Below are 19,593 nucleotides of genomic sequence, written 5' to 3'. Positions count from 1 at the left end.
ATCCACCGCAGTCACCACAACTGTACTTCCCGGGGTATTTCACATGCCATCTGGGGTCAGAGAGATCGTAGGCATGATTCTCGTATTTTGGATCAAGTGTGGCGAGGTCGCCGTCAAGAGAGGTCTACACCTTTATCAGAGGCGTTATTTTACCGCGACTGCGAAGGGGACGCTCTTGACGTCGAACACATGCTCATTGCCCACAATCTTTTCTTCGAGCCGGTCCATCCGATCGGCCATCGCTTCGTACAGCCGTTTGTCCTCCTGGATTGCGTCCTCTCGTTCCGCACGAACCTTCGCGTAGTGTAACCTGTTTGAGTGAAAGACCGACCAGTAGTCACGGCGCTCGGCACTGTCCTGCCCTACGGTATGATAGTTTTGCAAATCCAGCCACACGTCGGTCGGGGGAGGCGAAAGTCGTTTCAGATGGGTCGGGAGTCGTCGACCGTGGGTTCGGTCACTGCTTCCGGGGATAGCGTCCGTCGTCTCAACGATCCAGTCCATATCTTCATTCGGGGGATAATGCAGGTGTTGACCATCATCACAGCTCCGGATTGCCATCACCCCGTTATCTCGAACCTGCTCCCAGAGAAGAGAGAGTATTGACTCTTGGTTGGCTACGTGATGGAAGAGGTAACTGGCAAACACTATGTCAAATGTCCCAAGATTAGCCTTGTCGAGGTTGTTCACGTCCAACCATCGGTACTCAATGTTCGGAGCGGGATATCGATCTTTGGCGACTTTCAGGACTTCCTCGGCATCATCAATCGCAACAACCTCGAACCGGTCGTCATCACCAAATCGAGACTGAGTGACCGTCCCATATCCACACCCAGCGTCGAGGACGGAGTAGGGCTGTTCGATACCACTCTCTTGGAAGTGCTCCACAATCCGGGTGATATTCCGAGTGTCTTGCTCTCGATGCATCGCGGCCGACAATTGCAGGCGGTTGTGATCGACTTCGGGATCGTACTCGCTCGGCCCCTCATGCTCTTCAGCAGTATGCGAGACAGAGTCCGACGATGAGAGCAATTGATCCATCGTCCGCGCCAGCGCGTTTGTGAGTTGCTCTTCATACTCTTCTTGATCTACATACGTGAAATACCCCGTCACCCGGCAGTCGTCCCGAAATTCCTGCAGGCGCTCGTATTGCTCCGGGTCCAGCCGATTCGGCGGAATATCGCGTTCAGAGAACCCAATCATCGCCGGCAGGTCTTTCTCAATCGTAAGCCGTCGCACAGCGTCAGCAAGACTCGCCCCACCGGTCGTTCCAGCGTCAACCGTGGTCCAAAACGCTCCTAACACAATGTCAACCTCGTCCGCAAGATCGGACCGGCTCACATCCACGTGATTGGCATCAACCGGTCCCAAGTAGATGTTTTGCTGGCGGCCGATCGACGCGTTCCAATTTAGCAAGACATCTTTTGCGACTTGCCGCTCTGCTGTAATCTCAGGGGGCATCGCGAGGAGCACACGATACACAGTAGATTCAGTGGGCATCGATGATTCTTAATTCAAATCCTTGTACAAAATGCGTACCGAATTAGATTTCTGAGGGGTCGAACTCCTCCAACTGCTGGCGCTCGTCATCAGTCAGCTCGCCTGCCAAGTAGCGTTGTCCCAGGCTTGTAATCTTGTAATAGCCACGTGTCTCATCCGTTCGCTCGATGAGACCAGCAGCCCGCAATACTCGCACCCGGTTCCAGACGGTGCCTTCAGCAAGATCCATATTGACAGCGATGGCTGTTGGCGGGGCTTCATAGTCTGCAAGCGAATGACCGTCTAGAAATTCAAGAATATCAAGATCGCTCATTCGGAGCCAGGCTATTCGCGCTCTCATAGGGGAGTGGTAAGTACTCTACGTTCGCATAGCATAGGCTAAAAACCCATGCAAAGTCACACCCAGCCATCTTCGATCGCGATGAGTATCTACTCATTTGGTGGTGTGCATACCCAAATGATTTATTACAGAGGCCCAAATAGATGGGAGTAAGAGCTGATGATCAAAATCGAAGCCTCCAATGAAGGAAAGAGCCGAAGCTAAGCAGGTATGCTTCGGAAAGGTAGCGATGAAGTGAGGAATAGTTCGCACGTGACCCGACAGGATCATGCGCGCACCGCCGTCATCGACCTGATAAGATCGATAGAGATGGAGCTACACTAGGCAAAGTTCAGCGCCAAGAAATAACAGCCCCGTCGGAGGTTATTGGGTGACCCAACACCCGTCACACCCGCCGACGACCCATTGACAGTTATTTCTTGCTCAGTTGGCATAATTGTTTGGGTTTCACGAGCGACGGCAATCCCGATTATGTCCGGCAGAGTGGCTCTGAGACGAGTCAGCGCGTCCCACGACGCGTTCAATGAGCAATTCAGCATCACACGGAACGACCCAACAGCATCGGAATGCAAACAGTCAGCAGTGCGAGACGGAGAAAACACACCAAGAAGTCGAAGACCGACTCGTATCGTTCGAGGAGCGACTAGATCAGAAAGACGAGCAAATCGAAGCGCTCCAGCAGCGCATAGAGACGCTGGTGCAAGAGCGTGAGAACACCGAGAAGGAACTGGCCGACGCACGAGATCGTGCCGACCGCGCCGAGGCCGTGGCCGACGCCGCGATTGCTCATATCCGACAACAATGGACGTACTCCACGGACGCGCTCGAACCACGGGTAGACAACGTGACGAAGCGCGTTTTCGAGAATCACGAACAACGGCTCCAAGACATCGAACACGACCGAGTGGACGTGAGCGACCTAATTAACTCAGGCCAGATCCACGACCTCGAAATCCAGCGGAAAACGGCCGCAAGATTAGCTGCCGAACGGGAGGACGCTGAATCTCCCCTATCCGGGAACAAGCATCGCATGACGTTCCTGTGGCGCGAGTTCATCGAATCGGCGCAGAAAACGAAAGGCGGGAAACTCGAGCTTGATTCGTCGGCGTGCCGTCGTCGGTTGGAACACCGCGCAGGGATTCACGATCCGAACACGAACACGGTGCAGCGGTCGATGAAAATGCTGGCGCGTCACACACGGCAAGACGGTAGCGTGAGTGCGTCAGGCGAATGGGACGACAAAGACAACCTCGTTCGCTTCGAACCCGGCGAGCAGGGCGAACAGGCTGCCCGCTTGGTCGCTGACGCGGAAGAGTTCCGTGAGTTCGCTGCCGAACAGTCACGGGCTGCGCTCGAACAGGGAGGTGATGGAGCGCGATAATTACACTGTCGTAATTATCCCCAGAACGCATAGCGTAATCTTGCCCCGAAGCGGTTCCGGAGTACTCCGCCACAGATGACAAGGGGGGCGCAATTTGCGCCCTCCTTTGATGCGGAACGAACGGTCGGCTACTGTGGGGTGTAATTACTCTCACTTTTCCCACCGCGCCTGCGAGGTGGAAAAATGAGGAAGAACAGGTTTGGCGTGATTACGATCCACTTTCGGGCGCTAATTACGACAGTGTAATCTTGGCTGGGGCAGTTTCGCTGAGAACCGTGCTCCGGTCGGAGTATGTTGTGGTCGCGCGTATTTGTTTGAACAAATTGTTCATCATCGTGTTCTTCGATGAAACAAGTTCTGGATACGGAGGTTCATCATGTTCTGGAAGCCGTTATCGGCACGTTTGACGGCGTGAACTTAGATATGAGCAACGTCCGGGACAAACGTGCGAACAGCATCAGCAGACTAGGTGAGACACCACCCTGTCGAGTGCGTCGAGTGGCTAGGATCATCAAGCGAGTTCACTGGCTGAAAAGTCGAATACGCATGCCACAAGAGTTATCGTTAGTCAACCAATCAATAGTCGGTCAGCCGGAGCTTTCCCTCGACTTCATATACGTGGCTCCGCATGTAGAGCCGTTCGATGATATCCTCGGCAGCAGGCTGATTCAGATCTTCTTTCTGTGCCAAGACAGCATAGGCGAGCAAATGATCCTACATCCACGCTCCTCTTTGGAGATAGATGCACCGTTACAACGAACATGCTACTGCTAGGAACGTGGAGGACAGAGGGTAGGTGCTAGGTACCGTTTAATCCACGTCCGTCGAGTGGAAGACAGTGGGTTTAACCAATGAACTCACTATGACTCACCCGACACTAGTTGTGTGCTAGTCATTCACTTAGTTGTTTGGGGGATGGTTATGATATAGCTCTATTCCATCTCAGTTTTAAGACACAGTAATATGGGAACTGAGGAGACCGACTCACTGTTTTGCAGAATGCTTTGACCGTGGGACGAAGATGCTCTCGATCTACCTAGACGATGGAGTGTGTTACAAGTGTGGTGAGGATGAGTAGTTGCACGATCACTCGTCAATAGATGTGCCACTACAACAAGCATGACACTGCATGAAACGGAGAGTGAGAGAGGTAGGTGTACGGTATCACAAAGTCCACATCCGTCGGGTGACCTCACTATGCTCTCACCTGCCACAAAGAGGTCTGGTAGTTACTCAGTGGTTGGGTTCACTGTCGTCAGTGAGAAGGGGACACGGGCACACGAATGGTCTCTCATGGGTGTCCCCTACCCTGAATGATTAACTAAGCAACTATAAGCTATGGATTGAAGCAACGTGGAAAAAAGTGCCACCGCAATGTACAATCTACGCTCGTTGTCGTCCTGAAACGTGGGGTCAGCGGTGGTCAAGTCGTAATCGCGCTGCCCACGTTCGTCGGGCATGCTCATGCATAACGGTCACGAATGCCTGACACTCAATAGCATGATGTGTGGTAACAAAGTAATTTTGGCAGTGTTCAATAAAGATAATCGAGACGCCATTGCCTCGAAGGATACAAAGGTGCTAAGTGAATCGAGTGATCGGAGCCGTGACCGAGAGTATCAACCACGAATCTGAATGAGCAAGCTAGTGGTCGTTGGTCGTTTGTTCGATGGCTTGAATACGATCTAGTTGTGCGTTTACGATATCTCACTCTTGACCCGTCGACGTCCACATGAGCAGTGAGCGTGCCTTACCGTCGACTGACAGCCAGACGTCAGACAGCCACCGGCTCTTTAAGTAAACTTGGTACAAACTACCGTCCACTGGTAAAGCGAGTGTGAACGCAGATGTGGCCGAATGAATCGCGATCACTGCCTGGCTGGATCGAAGATGCCTACGAGATCCTGGTCTCTCAAACTGCCAATCGCCACGAGGGATTCTCCCACGAACGAGCGCACAAACTATTGCTTGCGCATGAAGAATTTCCTGACGAGCCAGCCAACGTGCAATATGCAATCGAGCATCTCCTCAACTATGGCTGGCTCTACGAGGTCGAAGATGAGCTTCGCATTACCGATCTGGAACACTGATTGACCAGAATCGAATCCGCGCTCACTGTCAAACGAATAGACGAGAGAGCGCTCTCCAGATATAGATAGATATGAGTCGGTGAAAATTATAATATATTAGTACCGTGCATTCGGATCTAATGAAATGTTATAGGATCCCTATTGGAATACTCACTGAATATGACGGTTACTATTAGTTCTGGTGAAACCACTCACACAGCAAAACTACAAAACATACGGCGATCATATCCCAACATATGACGCCAGCACTGGCTGATCAGGCATGTGAAGCATGTACCTCGGACGATGAACCGCTCACCGAATCAGAGTATGCAGAGTACCTCACTGAACTCAACAAGGATGTATGGGAGGTGGTGGACGAGCATCATCTCAAAGGTATATACGAATTCGAGGATTTCCGTGACGCACTTGAATTCACATACGAGGTTGGCGAGCTTGCCGAAGAAGAGTGGCACCATCCAGATATCCATCTAGAGTGGGGTGAAGTACAGATCGAGATGTGGACGCACAAAATTGACGGGCTGCACAAAACCGATTTCGTGATGGCGGCGCGAATGGATCGTATTTACAACGACTACACATCCACGTAAACACTACTCGATAGGAAGTGTTGGCAACGATAGTGCATCACCGTGTATAACCCGTTATTATCATGGTTAATAAAGTATAGTAGCTCCCGCCCAATAGTATGTAATTTAATAACAATGTCGCAGTGCAGGAACCAGCTAGTTGAGCGCATGTCGCTCCTAGATGCACAGAGACGCCTTACCGACGAAAAATCCCACTTCCAGGCTGAAATTGACGCATTCAAGGACTTTCTCGACAGACTCGACGAGATTCCGCCTCATCCATATCAAACTGACGGGAGATCACTCAAAACACAATTCATTCTCAATCGCCACCCTTGTACACGCTCTAAGGGGCCGTTCAAACCGCCTATCGTGAGACAGTTCTGGAAGTCGAGCATTGGAAGGATGAGTACGGCGAGGAGACCGCCCTCGAGAGTATTACAAATTAATTCGGAGCCGGTGTGGCAGCCGGACTAACAGGTGGGTCAGCGACGTGGTCACAACTCTTATGGAACAAACTCCAGAGTGCAAACAAAGCGGCTATCGAAACCCGCCAGCAAACACTTTCGATACTCGCAGCAGAACGATAACAACTTTGTGATCTTCACGGTGCACTTGCCGAACTCGGTGATGAATTAGCTGCGATCGAACGAGGCGAGTACCTTTTTGCTGAGCGAAGCGATCGACTTGCGATAATACAAGAACAGCTTGATAAGCTAACACACGACCAGTAAGTGCATCTCCGCCAGCGCAAGATACCGGATAGGAAATTGTTCTCGTCGATTGTCTATGCAGACCTTGAGACTGACAATTCAGGGCTAGCGGCCCTCGCAACAGTGCGACAAATGCTTAATCAAATCGAACTTCGCCACTGGGCTAGGAAGATCTAATATTTTGTCGATGACCCTGGCGCATCGAGGGGGTGAGATAACCTTGGAAGGGGAGATACGATCATAAGACAGCAGTATTACGAGCGCCAAAGAAGGCATTCAACTCGGAGCGTCAAGATGACACAGTCGTCAAATGATCCCTTTGAGCCATTGATCACCTGGATCGCTGATCATGACGTTTGTTTCGCACCTCTGAAGCAGGTGGAGGCTCAATTCAGATGATCAATCGATCAGCAATAGTAATGTATTAACAGATGGCCTTCGGCGATGATGATCAGTTCGAAATCACGGAGAGGAGCATTGAAACTTCACCGAGGACTTCGGCCCAGAAGTGAATCATCGCGAATATGCTTCCGACTTGTTCGGCAAGCGGTGAGTTAATTCGATGTCCCGACCATCCTAAAGTAGCGCAGTCATCCGAGGGGGCCAATTGAAACTGTTCGCGGAGATCGCTGACGATCAGCAAACGCTCATCAGCGAACAGCAAACACACACTGTCTATACGGGAGTAGCCACTACTCTGGCGTTCCCAATAGCTGGTGTTAGATACGTTGCACTGATGCCGTTTTTATTGCCATCATCGCGATCACGACCGCCACGTATCCACATCAATCTGTATTGGACGTCAAGCTGGCACCCAACTACATTGAAACGGGATTACGAGACATCGAATTTCGCGATTTCAGTCGACCCACAGGTAGGACACTGCTGCTCGGTAGACATGAGTGTCGTGCCGCAATGCCTACACTCGTAAATGACGTTCTCATCGTCAGCTAACCACCGCCGTACCGTGGCGGAGAGTGACATGATACTCGACCTTTCGCACCCAACGTAATAAGAATTGGCCCCTTTATTCGACCCCTATTAAATGGATGTCTTCGTCGATCGTTGCCTGAACCAAAATACTGTCCAGTTAGAAGGAGACGGATCGGTGCAGTGCTAATCGCTCAGTACTGTGGGTATAGGAGTTGATTCGCTTCAACTAGTGTCGCAACGTGCTGGAGGAGTTGTTCGAGCTGTGCTTGTTCGCCCTCCCACCAGATGGTCGAGTGATAATACTCTGCGAGAACCGCCTGGATTGCCTCAAGTTGGGTAATGGAGAACTGCGTGCTGCCAGCATCAAGTGCCTCAAATGCTTGGAAGACTTCAAGTGATGGCGGATCAACGACGGTCGTGTCGTCTGCAGTCGTTTCTTGGTCAATTCGATGGAGGAGCACGTGGTGGAGTGTCCAGTGTTCGTCTGGTGGAAGTGCCAGTGTGATTGATCGGGATGACCGTGAATCGGCGGACATAGCAGGTCTGTCGTGGAGCTATGCGTAGGTGGTACCCGCTTATAAATCTTTGTGCAATGCTAACACAGAACTTCAATTGAACAATAGAGAGATGTGACTTCGACTCTCGCTTCAATCCACCAGAACGTCAGAAAGATTGCTCAACGAAACCAATACTTAGGAGTCACCACCAGATCTGATCATATTGATCACGGAATTTATGATGATACATTGATTTCTTCTCAATAACCAATAGAAGAATCCCGTCAATTACGATGAACGAGATCGTCACTACGAGCGTTCCTTGGGGGGAGAATCCCAGGTACTATTGGCATAATAGGTATCAAAAACCTGTGTTGCCCGATGTGTGATGGCTTGACGTGGACGAGAAGGTTCTGCACGAATCTCGTCGATACTAACTGCCTGAATCGCATACATATCAAGGGCATAGGAGACAAAGACATCTTTCGCCTCGTCAATTGATGTGAACTCAGTTGGATTTCGGTTATTAAAGAGTTCGGTCGCGTCACGCTTAGCGTTTTCCACAACGGTTTCGAAATCGACTCGGCTTATCTTCTTGGAGGGAGCTTTAAATTCGGTCATTGAACGCACCCTTCGTAGTCTGACATACAGTGAATAGAATAAAAAATTAGCGATAGATGGGAGTCACAAACCAGATTCTCAGTGTTAACTCACTGAGACAAGAACCGTACTCACAGACAAATATCTTTAAGAGCTCTTGTATTCACAACTCTTGGCTTCGAGGAAAATGCGCTAGGAGATGAATACTCTGATGTTCAGTACGGGATGGACATTTTTTGTGCTATCGAGTAAATTCCGTCGTAAGCAGCTGTTACTCAACTTGATCGAAACATACTAGGAACTATGCAGAGTGACCCAATGGCCAGCGAAACGACCAGCTGATCTGGGACCGACACAGAGCGCTCTGGGTCGCGTCCACAACAGTACGCGTTGACGGCCTCGTATTCAATTGCGCTAGACAGCTCGCCAACGCTGACTGTTGTTGAGGCTGTCGTTGACGTCACTACACAGGTCGGTGGCCAGACCTCGCTTCGTTTGTACGAGCATGTCAACCCAGACGCACTCGAGGATATCATCACGGCAAGTTCGGAGAAGCAGAGTGACGTCGAGGTTCGATTTACAATCGAGGAGTATCTCGTCATCGTCCGGAGTACCAATACTATTCTTATCCATGAACCAGTGGAAGCACAACGATAGCGAGACAGCCGCGATTTATCATATCGTGATGGGTTTTTCAGTTGAACTCTTATATAAAGAAGCGTCTTGCGAAGGCGAGAAAGGTTAACTCGCTCTGATCCTTGATCGCAAGTACAATGATCGACAGCATAGAAAACGAAGTGGAGATGATTGGTCGGCACCTAGACATTCTTGAGATGGTTGTTACTAATGAACCCATCGGGATTGTCAAAATGTCGGACGAATCAGGCTATGCTCGCCATGAAGTCCGTTATTCCCTTCGGCTCCTTGAGGAAGAGAATCTGATCGATCCGACAAACCAAGGTGCAGTGACAACCGATCGGACGGGCCCGTTCATTGAGGATCTCGATGAACAACTCGACGCTATCAGAGCGAGACTCGATGCGCTAAGAGCTAGCGATTAATAATCCGTAAGCCGGAGCTTTCCCTCGACTTCGTAGAGATGGCCGCGCATGTAGAGTCGTTCGATGATATCCTCGGCAGCGGGCTGATTCAGGTCTTCTTTCTGTGCCAAGACATCGTAAGCGTGCTCATAGGTGAGTTCCCCATCGTTTGGAGCTGCGCTCGCAAGAGCATCGAGCGCTTCTTGCGCAAGTGGAGTGAGTGGCGATCGCCGATTCGAAATCATAGATATAATCAAAGATGAGCACTAATGACGTAAATCCTCGGGACAAAACGCACGCTTGTCTCTGTGCTGGTCGTGATGATACAAGGGGAGCACACGGCGTGGGCGGATGGGTAAGGGCACAGGATCCACGCCATGCACTGGGTTACGACGACTGCAGTTCCCTCTTCGAAGGCGATGGATAAAGAGGTCAGCCAACCAGAGCGGAAGTGAAACGCTGGCTCGCGAGATGAACGCCTTCGCTAGGTGTGGATGTTCGTTTATCACGTACCGAGTACCGGAGGTTAGTATATTATACTAGCCAAGAGCGACCGACCAAACATATAAAAGACTTTAGAGAGTAAATAGGAACCGGCAATTCACACTAGGAAGCTACTACTCCTCCTCAATGCCGAGCAGATCGACCAACTCATCTAAATCTCGAGATGCTACATCTGTCAAGGTATCCGACTCCGTTTGAGCAGCAGGAGAGACGCACCCCTATCGACTTGTTCACCGAAACCCCTGCGTACGGAGAGTCACCTCTATCGATTTGTTCATTGGGGAGGAATCCATGGACAGATACTATAGAATCAATAAAGAGAACATGCCGAAATTGAGAATAACAACTCTCCAGACGTAATGGACGGATATATCGTGACGGTAGCTCAAAGACCACACCCACACCCCTATCGATTTGTTCTGGCGAGAAAGGGTGTGGGGAGGGAGTCGATCACAGGGAATCCACGAGAGGAAAGCTCACCAAAAATCGGCCTTCGATTATCTCGGTGTTTATCAACTCCAACACAACCGTATTCGGTAGACTGCAGGCATATAGAACAAATCGATAGGGGGGTGCATAGGAGTAAAATCTGGGAAACAGAGGACGTAACAAATAGTAGCACGTCCGTGTTCGCCGTCTTGCGGTTCCACTGACCCTGTTTTAAGTCATTGTTTGTTGGGAAATGGTCTGATAGGACGCAGTTAGAACAAATCGATAGAGGTGCGTTCTTCTAGCTAGCTATAGACTAGTACTAGAAAGAAGAGAAGAGAATAGAGAAGATGATTCTTAGTTCTGCGCTAATCGTGGCGTAGATGCAATAACGGTCCGTTCGAGGATTCGATCACCCTCCCTTCCTTTGTGGCTAGAACAAATCGATAGGGGTGAGAGGGTGTGCTGGACTCCTCGTGAATCGATCCAGACGAAGACTCCTAACAAATCGTCGGAGGTCAAGGAAGACAGCAATGTAACCCTCTGATATCCTGCTTCTGAACGTCATACCGGTAGAAAAGAAATCGACAGGGGGAATCTTTTAGTATCGTGATAGAGTTGAGTCCGGTATGCCCACGGATCCTGGTCCTGAGGGAACCCCCAAATCTACGGGTTCTATCAAAGATCTCATCCTTGAGCAGGAGGAAGCTGCGAGTCTCATCAAGAACCGTTCTCTCCTCGAACCGAACGAAATCGTCGATGAGGAACGGATTGTCGGCCGTGATACCCAGCTTACCGATATTACTCAGCATCTTCGCGTCGCAATTAGTAACGAGCGGCCACCGAATCTCTTCCTCTATGGACCGTCTGGGACCGGGAAATCTCTCATCATTAACGCCGTCTGTCAGAACATCGTCGAACTCTGCGAAAGTCGTGATATCCGGTTCGGCGTCATCCAGATGAACTGCCAGAACGTGGGGACCCTCGGTGCAGCCGTCTATGAGCTTGCCCGAAAGGCGGCGAACGACATCGGAACGACTGTCGACGTTCCAGAACATGGCATTCCAAACAAGAAAAAATGGCGCGAACTCTATCGTCTCATTAACGAACACTACGATACGGTCGTGTTCATCCTCGATGAACTCGATATGCTCGTCGGTCGTCGCGATAAGGATGAGCCAGCCTTCTCCCGCCTTCTCTATCAGCTCTCTCGTGCTGGAAGCACCGATGAAATCAGCGCTCAGGTCTCCGTGACCGCCATTACTAACGATACGAAGATGATGGAGAGTGTCGGTAGTCGTGCTCTCAGTTCGTTTACCCCTGAAGATGTCCACTTCAGCGACTACGACGCCAACCAGCTCCGGGAAATCCTTCAGGCCCGTGAAGATGCCTTTCACGAGGATGCACTCAATGATGACGTCATCCCGCTCGCAGCAGCATTCGCCGCACAAACCAATGGGGACGCACGGAAGGCGATCGATCTGATGCGAACAGCGGGGTCGATTGCAGAAAAAACAGGCGCGGACAAAGTCCGGGAAGAGCACGTTCGAGAAGCTCAAGATAAGGTTGAGCAAAACCGCGTATTAGAGGTAACTCGTGGGATTAGCACGCAGAAGAAGCTCTGTCTCTTCGCGACTGCGGCTGTGGCACGTGAAACCGGAACTGGTGCAGCGAAAAGCCCGATCGGATACCAAGTGTATCAGTACCTTACAGGCACCCTCGGTTCGGATCAGTATCACCAAGAGACGTACGTGAATAAGATGAAGGAACTCACGACGTATTCGTTGGTCGAGACAGAGCGGAAGAGCCAAGGGCCACACTCGGGCAGCTACCTCGAGTTCACGTTTGGTGAAAACCCGGAGACCATCATCGAAACACTCCGGGAAGATTCGCGCCTGGACGACGTCCATGATGACGAGCTCCGTGCAGTCGTGAACGCACAGCTCAAGCGGTAACTTGTTCCTCGAGCAAATCGATAGAGGTGTGGGTATTGTCGATAAGCAAGCTCCCTCGCTGACAAGAACAAGTCGATAGGGGTGTGTTTATACGACTTGGTGGTCTTTTACACAACAAATCGATAGAGGTGTATCTACCCATCTTGGTAGCCTTTTACACAACAAATCGATAGGGGCGACCCTCCTGGATTCCAAGTTACCGATGTTCCGAAGGAAGCAGTGAAACCGCTAATCGACTTCTGAAGGCTCATTTGAGAGCAGTCGCAACCGAATAGATTTTGTGAATTATTTGTAATACCCACACAACCTGAATAGCATACAAAATCTACATTATGTACCCTGTGTGGATTGCGTCGAGACTGTAGGTTGAGTTAGTTATGGACGTTAAGTACAAGCTCTACAGATTGACTGGTTTTATGAATATCCTTCGAAATTCACGCTATCTGGGCAATATCAATAATCCACATTATGCAGATTGCGTGAATTGCGGTGAAGTTACGGCTTGGATTTGTTGTTTGCATTATGTACAAAACCTAGATTTTGTACGTAATCGATATGATATGCCAACTCCGTCTGACGCAGAATTAAGGTAGATGAGTTTCATTGGGCACGTATGAGCGCGACAAAACGTACATTATCCGTGAATCTTGCATTATGTTCAAAACCAACACAATATGAATTGCCCACAAAATGTACAAAATCCTCCTATTGTAGGAGTGCTGACCGATGAGTACCGGAGAGTTCGAAGGGCTCCCTGGCGTAGCGGTCTCGCTCCTGAAGGGGGGTGTGGGCAAGTCAACGATCGCGCTCAATATCGCTGATCGCCTCGCGGCCCGAGGTCATGAGACGGTTCTGATCGATCTCGATAAGGATGGGCATATGACGACCCAGCTAGGCTACGACGATGCGTACGACCGGGAAGCAAACCTCGGCAATGCACTTATTGACGGTGAAGATCCCCGCGAGTTGCTGATTGAGACGGAATTCGGAGTGAATCTCCTTCCGTCGAGTAACGAACTGGAGAACGTGGAGACGAGATTGAAGGACGAACGGTTCGCGGACGTGAAACTCCGACGGAATGTCGTCGAACCGCTCATTGAGAACGGGTATGATTATGTTATCATCGATGCCGCGGGCGGCCGAGGCAAGCTTTCTGACAACGCGCTCATCGCTGTCCAAAGTGTGATTGTCCCGCTCATTCCGCGGGCTGGTTCGATCAATGGACTCAACAAGATGATCGGCCGTCAGATCTCCCCGATTCGGGAGAACATCGGCTTGGACATCCTCGCCGTCACTCCAAACATGATCCGAGAAACAATGGGGCAGCGCAATGAGCATCGCACACTCGTCGAGAACCTCAATCGGGAATTTGGGTCGTTCGTCCCCGAGTTTGCACGGATCGATCCGGAACTCTTCGATGCACTCGATGACCCGGCGCGTAGCGTCGACGACATCCCGAAGCCTGGAATCCGCGAACGGACGGCTATTTCTCGGGCCTTCAAGCAAGGAATGCCGGTCGCGGCATTCGACGAGGACTGCGATCAGATCCCGAAGTTCGACCACTTGGCGGATCTCGTGGAGGATCACACCCATGCCTAATGAAGACAACCGATTCGGTGACGTTGCTGAACAGCTCAAACAAACGGAGGCAGGGGAAGGAGCGGCTGACGATGAAGATGTGACTCCAGAAGAAAATATCCAATCGCTTGCCGAGGAGAGTAAACAGGAAGTGGACGATGAGTCTGAATCAACGCAGAAACCGGGTAACTCGGCCAAGGATGAACCGGCTTTTTCCTTTGATGAGACCGATATGCATGGGTTCTACGTTCGTGATGAGACGTGGGATGGCGTTACTCGAATGCGGTCGTCAGTGATGGCCGCCTGCTCGATGTTCGATGTCTCCGAGTTCGAAGGACGGGAGTTTCAAGATGCGTGCCTACAGGTTGTTGCGAATCACGGTGACGAGGTCGCTCTTCAGATCCTTGGCGAGCGAGGTATCAAAGCGGATGAGGAACGGGTTCAAGAGGTCATCGGGATGTTGAGCGGTCAAGCCAAGACTGACTAATCCGGTCGCTCAAACATCATCTCTGCCATCTTCGTAATCTAGATTTTGTGGATTATGTGAATAATGTGGGCTGTGTAATTGTCGAACTCGTCAATGCGAACGTCGTATAGCCTCGTTAGTCGGAGGTGGTACAAAGAGCTTCCATCTCGGCAACGAGCTGTTGGGTTTGTGAATGGAGTGCGTTGACGTCCTCCTCGAGTTCGTCGTAGCCATAGTCGGCCTGTTGCCGAAGCTCAGAGAGTTGACTGAAGAATCGGCCATCCCGCCGTTCAGCGTCCCCAGCAGCAATGATTTCTGAACCAAATAAGGAGAGCACACCGCCGTGGGACGTAGGCTCAAACCCGCGGTCGTAGAGGGCCGCTTGGACGGAATGGAATGCGGCGTAGTAGAGACGGTTAATCACCGCTGCGTCTGAGAGTCCGGCGTCTTGTGCTTTTGTAGCATCGTCGAGTGCTTGCCGTGCTTGCTGGAACTCCCGTTCGACGATGGGATCCGTGTCGTTGGCGTCAGGCATATGAGCATCCCTCGGTGACGACGTTGCGGATGAACGGGTTCCCCTCTCGCTGGTGGCGATCGAACGTGGTTTTGGAGAGAATGTGGAGTTCGACAGCGGGGCCATATTCGATCATCACGTCGAGGGCGATATCACGGAGTGAGTCGGCGATGGTGTCGCGGTCAGTATCGTTAGCGAGAACGATGAGGACGTCGACGTCACTTGCGCGTCCGTGGGTTTCCCCTCGAACAGTCGAGCCGAAGACGTACAGCTCAGCGATTTCGTCGCTGTGCTGGGACCGTGCCCGGTCAACAAACGCCTCCGCTGCGTTGGTGTGGGCGTCGGCCGGCAGCGGTTCGTGCGCGGTCTCGTTCCCCATGTGTCTGGGTACGGGTTTCGGGGTGATTTATATTTCCCCTTGTACATCGTGCAGAGCAGCACCGGATCATGATAGGTCTACCCTTTATTCAATAGGAAGTCACCAGCCGTGTTCACATTCGGGCTCATACTTACTTTGCCAGGCATATCTGGAACCGCTATTGAACTCGGTGTTCTCATCGTCGCGATTGCCACACTTTCAGAAGCTGGCGTTTTGACCTCTCACTTGGCGCTTGAGTGGGTTCTTGCACTTTTGCTTCTCGGTCTCGGATTCGTTGGAATTGCAATTGCCCTTGAATCATTGGAGTCTGTGTCCTTGCTCTAGTAGGTACATTCGTCCTTTCGATAGAACGTTACCTCTAAGAGACACTCTGTTATGATACAGTCGAAATAATCGACTTTCCAGGCATGGCCGACGTATATCGTCGGTTTATCCGTGAAGTCAACAACTACCGATAATCAAAACGCGGCAAAGACAAGGCTATGAGCGCAACACTACACATCCGGGTTGAATCGACTGATGACTTCCACGAGGACACGTTGAACGCGATAGAAGCACTTGAACGCGGAGAAGAACCGGAGGATCGCCATGTTCTGAGTCTCCAAGAAGAGGGCGATCTCCAGCGGTTATTCAGTGATAAAAACCTTGAACTCCTCCGAACCATCCGCCAGCATGAGCCGTCAAGTATGCGCGAAGCAGCGCGATTGGTCGGTCGGGATATCAAGGACGTCAGCAGAAACTTGAATGAACTAGCGGAGCTGAACGTCGTCGAGTTCGTCCAGGAAGGGCGGTCGAAGCGGCCAGTTGTCAACTATGACGAGTTCGAGATTCATGTACGGCTTACAGCATGAGTAAATAAACTGTAGACTCGCTCTCTCAGGCTTGCGACAATCGCTTAGATTATCTCTGATCACGAAATGCGTTTCAAATCCTCATGGATTCGTCTGAAACTGGCACTCCCTGACTCACTACACGCTCAAATCCGAAGCATGAGCGATAGCGAAAACTCGAGCAGAAAAACAGCAGTCCACGAAAATCTTCCTCGTATCTACTCCTTATCGCGAGAACTACTTAAACGGAATCCGGTCAGTGACTGTCACCGTCCTCGCTATCTGCATAGCGTCGTGGCGGCCGCTGTTGTAACGCCTATGCGTAGGAAGAGTATGGTGTCGCTCAGTCCGAGTGATCGGGTCTGTGTTTCCATATTGACTCTGAGTGGTCTTACTCGGGCTTGCGACCGATGTAGAGAAACATCGTTGAACAGGACAGGAACTGGCCAGCCTCGTCAAGCTCCCTGAGGTCTTGTTCCCATGCCTCGATTTCCGAGTTGTCGAACGATCCGCTCGACTCTAGAAACCCATTAAACCTCCATTCCCTGCTCCACCTGGTCGTCGATTTTGGTCCGAATCGATGCACACGAGGCAATATCGTCGACGGTGAATCCGGTCTTGAGAACCAATGAGACGAGATGAATCAGTCTGAACTTTTGAGTTGGCCTGCGACTTGTGGTTGTTCATCAGCAGGAACTGAACAGATCTCTGGCGCAAGTGCATTCACTGAATAGACGAACCCACCGGTGAGGAGGGCGACACTGCCGACGAAAAAGAATGCGCCGACGGGTGACGACAGGTCGACAAACAGCCAGTAGAGTGGGGCAGCCGCTGACGGGCCGAGAAGGACGACGGCGAGTTGGGCGAACATTGGGCCACAGCATCCACAGGCGTTCGGCCCGACAAGAGCAGCTGCGCCAGCTGTACTCTGGGTGGAACTTGCTCCATTCGTGTAGAGCCACTGATGAGCAGCGAGCATTGCGTTGATTGCGACGAGCCCGCCAAGGAGGGTGACGAGGATGAGTGTCCCGACGGAGAGCGTTCCACTTAGCGGAATTTGGGGGAACCAGAACTGGACTGCTGGCCAGGTGACGAGCGGATTGGCTGTGGGGACGGTATCAATAAATGCGGGTGTATGAATTGTCGAGCGCCCATTAATGATGCCTTCTTCAGGGACGAGCGCCAGCATTCCCGTCGAAAAGATGAAAAAGACTGCCATAACGGCACCCACGCCAAATCCGAATCGGCGTGCGACGGTATCTTGGGCGATCTCTCGGAGGACGTGACGTCCATCGCGCCAGATGATGTAGCCGACACTCAATGGAACAGCAAGCGCGATCAGATAACCGAGGGGGTGATGGTATGTGGCACTCCCACGAATGAGTGCTGGGTAGGCGATCCAGAGCCCGAGGAACAGACCAAGCCATGCATACCGAGGGCGTGTGGGCCAGCGGAGATGGCCAATCACCACACTCGCTGTCATGAGTGTGAATCCGATGCCCAGTGTAATCGGGAGATACCATGCTCGTGGGAATGGCATGCTACTCGCTGCGTATTCATCGACTGGGGATAACTGCACGAGGAGGATTCCGCCGAACGCTGCGATAATAAGGCCCAGAAAGACACTATAAAGTGCATGCTCTGTCGTTGCTATCTGGTCGCGACGTTTGAGGAGGATGCTTCCCCCGAGAATGCCAATACCCCCAAGGAAGATGACGAGGCCGTACCACTGTGGAATATTTGGGGTGTGTTCACCGCCATGGGCGGACGCGAGGGGAACCATGCTCACGCTAATGAGGAGTGCCATCCCCAGGCTTGCTATTCGAGAAACCACCTGATAGCGTCGCAGATGCGTTCTCTTCTTGCTTCGTTCAGTAGGCGGTCCCCCGGGGATCATTGGTAGATCACTCTGCCTGAAGTTACTTCTATATGCCGGATTGTGTACGCCGACGTGAAACTGTCATTCTTCAAATTCACCATAGTCACCGATATCTGAGGAAGGAATACACGAGTTCAAGAGCTGTACTCCATTGCGCCTTCTCCAATACCGAGTGCTACTCATGGGTTTATATCGTCATGAATTCACGAGAAGAGCCGTCTTTCTTCACCGCGTAAATGACGAACTCCTTCGTTTTCTTGCCTGGCATTCCAGGCGATCCGGCTGGCATATTGGGGAGCGCAATGCCAAGGATGTCCGGCTTTTCGCGGGCGAGTTTCCCAATGGCTTCCCGGGGAACATGCCCTTCGACGAAATACTCGCCAGTATCCAGTGTGTGGCAGCTTTCAACATCTTTAGGAACGTTGTACTTGTGCTTGATCCGTGTGAGGTCGTTCACGCTAGTTACCTTGATCTTTGCCTCCGTCGTTGACTCAAGGTACTTCTTATATTTCATACAGCAATTGCAGAGCGGGGCCTTGTAGAGGGTCGCTGTTTTTAGATATGTTGCCGCTGCTTGGCGAAGCTGCTTTGCATTCGTCCCCGTCTCGAAGGTCACGTCCCCCTGACTCGTATTCATACAGCCAGCAACAGCTCCAAGTCCTGCCACACCAAGTGTTCCGAGAAAGGCACGACGGTTGAGCATAGCATCAGTCTTGGTTGTCTTCTCTGCTTGTAGTGGTGTTGAATCAGTGTCTGGTGGATTCATATTGGTTTCTCAGTTCGTGTTCTCGAGTGTTTGTGTAACTTGTGCGTTGAGCCTTTTTATGGCCGCTTGTGCTTCCTTCGGCAAGCTCTGTTGTGACGGAGCGAGCCCCGGTTGATCACGTGCCTTCGGATGCCCGACAATAACACTCCCAACCATCCCTCTGTATTCATGCGGAATACAGAAATAGTCGTAGATACCCTCGTCCTCAAATGTCCGTTCGAATGTCGCTCCTTTTTTCGTGAGCATGCCGCTGTCCCATGCTGCCGCTGCATTTGGAATTCGACGTGGTTTGTCGAACGTGGGATGGTATGAAGTCGCTGTGTGGCTCCCACTTTCGAGGATCCACGTCACTGTCCCACCCTTTGATACCCAGACGATATGCGGATCGAAGTGATAACCACTCTCATTTGTAATCATCGCCACCTCAGCCTGGTCAACAGGGCCACTAACCTCCTGGTTATGCTTGTGATCGTTCGTATTCTCACGCGTATCGTGGTGAGTACTCTTACCAGCGTTACTCTCATTACGAGGTTGCTCAGTTGACTCAGTACAGCCAACCAACCCACTCAGAATAACACTACTAATGCCTGTAGTAACAAATGTTCGTCGGCTTATCATGTTTGATTCAGT

19 protein-coding genes and 1 pseudogene are annotated in these 19,593 nt (G+C 51.3%); 10 read left to right on the top strand and 10 right to left on the bottom strand.

All coding sequences use genetic code 11. From position 1 onward, the window contains the following. Positions 1–144: 144 nt before the first annotated feature. Positions 145–1,341 (bottom strand): class I SAM-dependent methyltransferase, encoded by a 1,197-nt coding sequence (locus LIW51_RS35320; protein ID WP_227380212.1) that lies wholly within the window; start codon positions 1,339–1,341, stop codon positions 145–147. A 202-nt stretch (positions 1,342–1,543) separates the two neighbouring features. After that, a complete protein-coding gene (locus tag LIW51_RS35315) occupies positions 1,544–1,840 on the bottom strand; it encodes a winged helix-turn-helix domain-containing protein (RefSeq protein WP_497007423.1) in 297 nt (98 codons plus the stop codon). A gap of 523 nt (positions 1,841–2,363) precedes the next feature. Between LIW51_RS35315 and LIW51_RS35310 the strand changes: the two genes are divergently transcribed. From LIW51_RS35310 to LIW51_RS40285, 4 genes and pseudogenes are all read left to right on the top strand, one after another. Next, positions 2,364–3,221, top strand: a complete 858-nt coding sequence (locus LIW51_RS35310; RefSeq protein WP_227380210.1) for a hypothetical protein — start codon at positions 2,364–2,366, stop codon at positions 3,219–3,221. 1,847 nt (positions 3,222–5,068) lie between these two features. After that, entirely contained in the window at positions 5,069–5,311 is a 243-nt protein-coding gene (locus LIW51_RS35305; protein ID WP_227380209.1) for a hypothetical protein, read from the top strand. Positions 5,312–5,547: 236 nt separating this feature from the next. Further along, positions 5,548–5,901, top strand: coding sequence for a 4a-hydroxytetrahydrobiopterin dehydratase (locus tag LIW51_RS35300; RefSeq protein ID WP_227380208.1), 354 nt, complete (start codon positions 5,548–5,550; stop codon positions 5,899–5,901). Positions 5,902–6,245: 344 nt separating this feature from the next. Continuing rightward, positions 6,246–6,329 (top strand): annotated as a pseudogene (locus LIW51_RS40285) (hypothetical protein); the annotation flags it as partial. Positions 6,330–7,717: 1,388 nt separating this feature from the next. Here LIW51_RS40285 and LIW51_RS35295 read toward each other — a convergent pair. Next, positions 7,718–8,062: a DUF7853 family protein gene (locus tag LIW51_RS35295; RefSeq protein WP_227380207.1), complete on the bottom strand. Its 345-nt coding sequence runs from the start codon at positions 8,060–8,062 to the stop codon at positions 7,718–7,720. A 270-nt stretch (positions 8,063–8,332) separates the two neighbouring features. Continuing rightward, positions 8,333–8,644 carry a hypothetical protein gene (locus LIW51_RS35290; protein WP_227380206.1) on the bottom strand — a complete coding sequence of 104 codons (312 nt, stop codon included), beginning with the start codon at positions 8,642–8,644 and terminating at the stop codon, positions 8,333–8,335. Positions 8,645–9,013: 369 nt separating this feature from the next. Between LIW51_RS35290 and LIW51_RS35285 the strand changes: the two genes are divergently transcribed. Together LIW51_RS35285 and LIW51_RS35280 are read left to right on the top strand one after the other, a co-directional pair. Next, positions 9,014–9,280, top strand: a complete 267-nt coding sequence (locus LIW51_RS35285) for a HalOD1 output domain-containing protein (protein ID WP_227380205.1) — start codon at positions 9,014–9,016, stop codon at positions 9,278–9,280. Between the two features lie 116 nt (positions 9,281–9,396). After that, positions 9,397–9,684, top strand: coding sequence for a hypothetical protein (locus LIW51_RS35280; RefSeq protein ID WP_227380204.1), 288 nt, complete (start codon positions 9,397–9,399; stop codon positions 9,682–9,684). Here the strand turns inward: LIW51_RS35280 and LIW51_RS35275 are convergent. Beyond that, entirely contained in the window at positions 9,681–9,908 is a 228-nt protein-coding gene (locus LIW51_RS35275) for a hypothetical protein (protein WP_227380203.1), read from the bottom strand. The two genes, LIW51_RS35280 and LIW51_RS35275, sit on opposite strands and share 4 nt — an antisense overlap. Before the next feature lie 1,317 nt (positions 9,909–11,225). On the opposite strand from LIW51_RS35275, the gene LIW51_RS35270 reads away from it, so the two are divergent. The 3 genes from LIW51_RS35270 to LIW51_RS35260 all read left to right on the top strand — a co-directional run bounded on the left by LIW51_RS35270 (position 11,226) and on the right by LIW51_RS35260 (position 14,616). Beyond that, positions 11,226–12,551 carry an orc1/cdc6 family replication initiation protein gene (locus tag LIW51_RS35270; protein WP_227380202.1) on the top strand — a complete coding sequence of 442 codons (1,326 nt, stop codon included), beginning with the start codon at positions 11,226–11,228 and terminating at the stop codon, positions 12,549–12,551. A 726-nt stretch (positions 12,552–13,277) separates the two neighbouring features. Next, positions 13,278–14,150, top strand: coding sequence for a ParA family protein (locus tag LIW51_RS35265; protein ID WP_227380201.1), 873 nt, complete (start codon positions 13,278–13,280; stop codon positions 14,148–14,150). After that, positions 14,143–14,616, top strand: a complete 474-nt coding sequence (locus LIW51_RS35260; RefSeq protein ID WP_227380200.1) for a DUF7970 domain-containing protein — start codon at positions 14,143–14,145, stop codon at positions 14,614–14,616. The genes LIW51_RS35265 and LIW51_RS35260 overlap by 8 nt, the downstream gene beginning before the upstream one ends. A 115-nt stretch (positions 14,617–14,731) precedes the next feature. On the opposite strand, the gene LIW51_RS35255 is transcribed toward LIW51_RS35260, so the two are convergent. Further along, on the bottom strand, positions 14,732–15,130 hold the full coding sequence (locus LIW51_RS35255) for a HEPN domain-containing protein (protein ID WP_227380199.1): 399 nt from the start codon (positions 15,128–15,130) through the stop codon (positions 14,732–14,734). Next, a complete protein-coding gene (locus LIW51_RS35250; protein ID WP_227380198.1) occupies positions 15,123–15,488 on the bottom strand; it encodes a nucleotidyltransferase domain-containing protein in 366 nt (121 codons plus the stop codon). The genes LIW51_RS35255 and LIW51_RS35250 overlap by 8 nt, the downstream gene beginning before the upstream one ends. A 482-nt stretch (positions 15,489–15,970) precedes the next feature. Between LIW51_RS35250 and LIW51_RS35245 the strand changes: the two genes are divergently transcribed. After that, positions 15,971–16,339, top strand: coding sequence for an HVO_A0114 family putative DNA-binding protein (locus LIW51_RS35245; protein ID WP_227380197.1), 369 nt, complete (start codon positions 15,971–15,973; stop codon positions 16,337–16,339). 622 nt (positions 16,340–16,961) lie between these two features. Here LIW51_RS35245 and LIW51_RS35240 read toward each other — a convergent pair. The 3 genes from LIW51_RS35240 to LIW51_RS35230 all read right to left on the bottom strand — a co-directional run bounded on the left by LIW51_RS35240 (position 16,962) and on the right by LIW51_RS35230 (position 19,380). Then, positions 16,962–18,125 carry a hypothetical protein gene (locus LIW51_RS35240; protein ID WP_227380196.1) on the bottom strand — a complete coding sequence of 388 codons (1,164 nt, stop codon included), beginning with the start codon at positions 18,123–18,125 and terminating at the stop codon, positions 16,962–16,964. Between the two features lie 259 nt (positions 18,126–18,384). After that, positions 18,385–18,963, bottom strand: coding sequence for a DUF411 domain-containing protein (locus LIW51_RS35235; RefSeq protein ID WP_227380195.1), 579 nt, complete (start codon positions 18,961–18,963; stop codon positions 18,385–18,387). A 9-nt stretch (positions 18,964–18,972) separates the two neighbouring features. Beyond that, entirely contained in the window at positions 18,973–19,380 is a 408-nt protein-coding gene (locus LIW51_RS35230; RefSeq protein ID WP_227380194.1) for a cupredoxin domain-containing protein, read from the bottom strand. Between the last annotated feature and the right edge of the window lie 213 nt (positions 19,381–19,593).

This window comes from Haladaptatus halobius (assembly GCF_020618475.1).
Taxonomy (GTDB): Archaea; Halobacteriota; Halobacteria; order Halobacteriales; family Haladaptataceae; genus Haladaptatus; species Haladaptatus halobius.
Note: the sequence above shows the minus strand (reverse complement) of the source record. Positions and strands in the feature narration are given on the sequence as shown.